This window comes from Pseudoalteromonas sp. BSi20311 (assembly GCF_000239875.1).
Classification (GTDB): domain Bacteria; phylum Pseudomonadota; class Gammaproteobacteria; order Enterobacterales; family Alteromonadaceae; genus Pseudoalteromonas.
Genome location: NZ_BADU01000175.1, coordinates 1 through 4,106, shown reverse-complemented (window position 1 = coordinate 4,106; position 4,106 = coordinate 1). Strand labels below are relative to the sequence as shown.

Below are 4,106 nucleotides of genomic sequence, written 5' to 3'. Positions count from 1 at the left end.
CCGTGCAGTTATATCTGTGGCGTATTTAATAACTTTTAACACTCGCCCATCCATGTCATAAATGGGGTTATAAGAAGCACTAATCCAAATTTCACGGCCTTGTTTATCAAAACGTAAATACTCTCCTCGGTCGTACTCACCCCGCCCCAGTTTGGCCCAGAAAGTTTGATAATCCGGACTATTTGCATATTCAGGTGCAACAAATAAGCGATGGTGCTTACCTTGTATTTCATTAAGTTGGTAGCCAAACGTGGCTAAAAAGTTATCGTTGGCATTAATCACTGTGCCATCTAAGTCAAACTCGATTACTGCTTGCGATTTATTTATAGCCGCAACTTGTCCAGCTGCTTCGGCTGCCTTTAATTTTTGCATTGTGATCTCAGTGGCAAATTTAACCACTTTAATCACTTGCCCCTGAGAGTCTAAAACTGGATTATAGGTGGCTTGTATCCACACTTCTTTACCATTTTTTCCAAACCGCTTAAATTCATCTGAAATAAACTCACCCGCGTTCAATCGCTGCCAAAACTGACGATATTCATCACTTTTCGCTTCGCTAGAGCTAATAAATAAAGAGTGGTGCTGACCTTGTATTTCAGCCAGAGAGTAGTCCATTACACGCAGGAAATTAACATTGGCAGTAATGATTCTTCCATTCGGCTCAAATTCAATTATTGCTAATGATTTATGCAATGCATTCATTATCAAATCATTGCTTGATTCAGACTGTTTTGAATTACTAAACCATCCCATGCTTATCACCACCTTTAAGTTATTTACTTTATTTAGTTACTGTTACCGCTAAATATCCATGGTTGCAGGCAAGTCAATCAGGGCGATCATTTTTTCGCCCACGTTAACTAACCCTGCGACATATTCACTTTCATTGGTTTGGGTTAAACTCGGTACGGCTTTAGCATCTTGCTCTGCAATACTATAAACATCCGCCACTGCATCTACCGTAATACCCATTACTTTACTTTCTTGTTCAAACTCTATTTTTACAATAATCACTACTGTTAACGGCCCATAGGCAATTGCGGGTAAACCAAAACGTAACCTTAAATCAATAATGGGTACTATCGTGCCGCGTAGATTAATAACGCCTTTTACGTACTCAGGGGCATTTGGCAGTGCGGTTATGTCTTCCCAGCTACGGATTTCTTGCACCGTTAATATATCTACTCCGTATTCTTCTTCAGCCATAATAAAGGTAAGAAACTGCTTAATGCCCTCTTTGCGCTGTAGCTCAATATTGCTATTTAATGCTATTGATTCAGAGAACATGAATCCTCCAGAGTCGCTGATGGCTCAATACTCAATGCTTGGCTGCCAGGTTTTTTTAATCCTGAAAGCTTAATCAAACCGCTAATATCTAAAATTAACGAGACACGACCATCACCTAAAATAGTTGCCCCAGAGACTCCGTCCACTTTGTGGTAATTAGCCTCCAAGCTTTTTATAACCACCTGTTGCTGTGAAAGTAAATCGTCAACGAGCACCCCGACTTTTTGATTATCGTTCTCCACCACAACCAATAAGGTCTTATCTAATGATTCAATCGCACCTTGATGGTTAAAAATCTCGTATAGGCGCAGAATAGGAATGTATTCATCACGTAATCTGAGGACATCTAGGTCTTTCCCAACACGGCTTACTTTTGCAATATCAATTTGCAGCGATTCTACAATCGAGATCAGTGGAATAATGTAAGTATGCTTGGCTACTTTAACCAATTGCCCATCTAAAATAGCCAAAGTAAGCGGCAGCCGAATAATAAAGGTAGAACCAATTCCAGCAGCGGATGTCACTTCTACCGAGCCATTTAATGATTGGATATTGCGTTTAACCACGTCCATACCCACACCCCGGCCAGATAAGTCACTTACTTCATCAGCAGTAGAAAACCCTGGCATGAATATAAGTTCGTTAATTTCATCATCTGTTAACTCGCTATCGCCAGCAATTAGCTCGTTAGCAATCGCTTTTTCTTTAATCTTTTGAGTGTTAAGGCCTTGACCATCGTCCATGATTTCAATGACGATATTTCCTCCCTGATGAAAAGCATTTAATGTAACTTTGCCCACAGGATCTTTACCTGCCGCAATACGCTTTTCTACAGTTTCAATACCATGATCCAGTGAGTTTCTTACTAAATGCACCATAGGATCAGATATTTTTTCCATCACAGTTTTATCTAACTCGGTTTGCTCTCCGATCAGCTTTAACTCCACCTCTTTATTAAGCTTTTGAGCAATATCACGCACCAGACGTGGAAAACGACTAAATACAAAATTAATTGGCAGCATACGAATACGCATCACGTTTTCTTGTAAGTCTCGGGTATTATGCGCTAGTTGCGCCAATCCCTCTTGAAGCGAGGTTACCGCAGTGGCTGTCATTTCCTGTTCGCTAAGCTGATTTAACATTGCTTGGGTAATAACCAACTCACCCACCATATTAATCAATGAATCAACCTTATCTATACCAACCCGAATAGAAGTAGATTCTGGTGCAGCTTTAGCGCTGGGCGTATTGGCAGGTGCCTTTGCTTTACTCGCTTTGGGTTGCTCAGCAGTTTTGGGAGCTTCCTCCACAATAGTCGGTTCGTTAATTACTTCCTCTGACTCGGCTTTAGCATCATTAAATAAGCCACCGCATAGCTCGACTTTAATATCTGCATCATCTTCAACCCATTCAAAAATCTCTTTAATGGCTTGCTCATCGCGCTCAGTGTTTAAGAAAAACCGCCAATATAAAAAGCACTCATCGCTGGTTAATTCTTTAATGTCAGGTATGGCATCGGTGAATGCCTGTACTTCTAACTCACCAAGTTCGGCTAACTCGCTGATCATAAACAAAGGTTCATTACCGGTTTTAAAAAGATGAAAATGTGGCTTAAAATCAATCTGATAAGTATTAACTATAACCTGCTCATGATGTGTTTCTTCCCCTTGCTCCTCACCAGCTGGCATACCTAGTAATTTTTCGAACTGCTCACGTAAAGTATCTGCTTGGGCTAAATCTGGTTCTTCCTGTACTTTTAGCGAACTTAACAAAGCCCTTAAGCAATCCACTGATTTAAGTAATAAATTAATATGCTCGCTAGTTATATTGCGCTCACCTTCACGAATTTGATCCAATAATGTTTCTAATACATGGGTAAAATTTGCAATTGAGTTAAATCCAAAAGTAGCACTGCCCCCTTTTATTGAATGAGCAGCTCTAAATATAGTATTAATGGTTTCTAAGTCTTCTTCGCCTGGCACTAAGTTGAGTAATTCAGTCTCCATGATATCGAGGCCTTCAAAACTCTCTTCAAAGAACACTTCAAAAAACTGGCTTAAATCAATACTCACAGTGCACTCCTAAGTTAACGGATTACTTTTTTTAGCACGGCTAATAGCTGATCTGGATTAAAAGGTTTTACAATCCATCCTGTTGCCCCAGCAGCTTTACCTTCTACTTTTTTATCCATCCCCGACTCCGTAGTAAGCATAAGCAGCGGTGTAAACTTGTAATCTGGTAGCCCTCTTAGCTCTCTAATAAGTGTGATCCCATCCATAATTGGCATGTTTACATCAGAAATAACTGCATCAAAACCTTGTTGCTTGGCAATAGCTAATGCCTCGCTGCCATCTTTGGCTTCGGTAACATCAAACCCTGCTGTTTTTAACGTAAAGCTCACCATTTGGCGCATTGATGCAGAATCATCGACAGCTAAAATTCTTTTCATATAAACCTCTAGTTAGTACTTTCTGAAGCTAAATATTCACTTAAACCGAGTTGTTCAATGGCATTGGTTAATGCGTCACTGCTGCCAACCCAGGCAATCTTTTGATTGATAGTAAGAAGGTGTTTTTGTAGGGCACAAAGGAGTTGAACCGAGGCGGTATCAGCAGACATGACATCGCTAATATCCAGACAAATATCTCGGCTATTATTAAGCTCGCTTAATAAATCTTGATGTAAAACGTCAACCTGAACAATTGAAAGCTCATTTGGTAGTTTAAGCATTTTTAAGCTTTTCCTTATCAACTCAATCCATAACAAAAGCTTAGACTGAGATAAAGAAAACGCCATAAAAACGACTAAAAAATAACTAA

At 39.8% G+C, this 4,106-nt stretch carries 5 protein-coding genes; all 5 read right to left on the bottom strand.

The window, feature by feature from the left end; translation table 11 throughout:
• A partial coding sequence (locus tag P20311_RS17515) for a PAS domain-containing protein (RefSeq protein ID WP_138922273.1) occupies positions 1 to 753 on the bottom strand: 753 nt, incomplete at its 3' end.
• A gap of 48 nt (positions 754 to 801) precedes the next feature.
• Positions 802 to 1,287 carry a chemotaxis protein CheW gene (locus tag P20311_RS17510; protein ID WP_008115354.1) on the bottom strand — a complete coding sequence of 162 codons (486 nt, stop codon included), beginning with the start codon at positions 1,285 to 1,287 and terminating at the stop codon, positions 802 to 804.
• Positions 1,269 to 3,359 carry a chemotaxis protein CheA gene (locus P20311_RS17505; RefSeq protein WP_008115351.1) on the bottom strand — a complete coding sequence of 697 codons (2,091 nt, stop codon included), beginning with the start codon at positions 3,357 to 3,359 and terminating at the stop codon, positions 1,269 to 1,271. The genes P20311_RS17510 and P20311_RS17505 overlap by 19 nt, the downstream gene beginning before the upstream one ends.
• Before the next feature lie 14 nt (positions 3,360 to 3,373).
• On the bottom strand, positions 3,374 to 3,736 hold the full coding sequence (locus P20311_RS17500; protein ID WP_008115349.1) for a response regulator: 363 nt from the start codon (positions 3,734 to 3,736) through the stop codon (positions 3,374 to 3,376).
• An 8-nt stretch (positions 3,737 to 3,744) separates the two neighbouring features.
• Complete coding sequence (locus P20311_RS17495) at positions 3,745 to 4,017, bottom strand: lipid asymmetry maintenance protein MlaB (RefSeq protein ID WP_008115347.1); 273 nt, start codon at positions 4,015 to 4,017, stop codon at positions 3,745 to 3,747.
• Positions 4,018 to 4,106 lie beyond the last annotated feature (89 nt).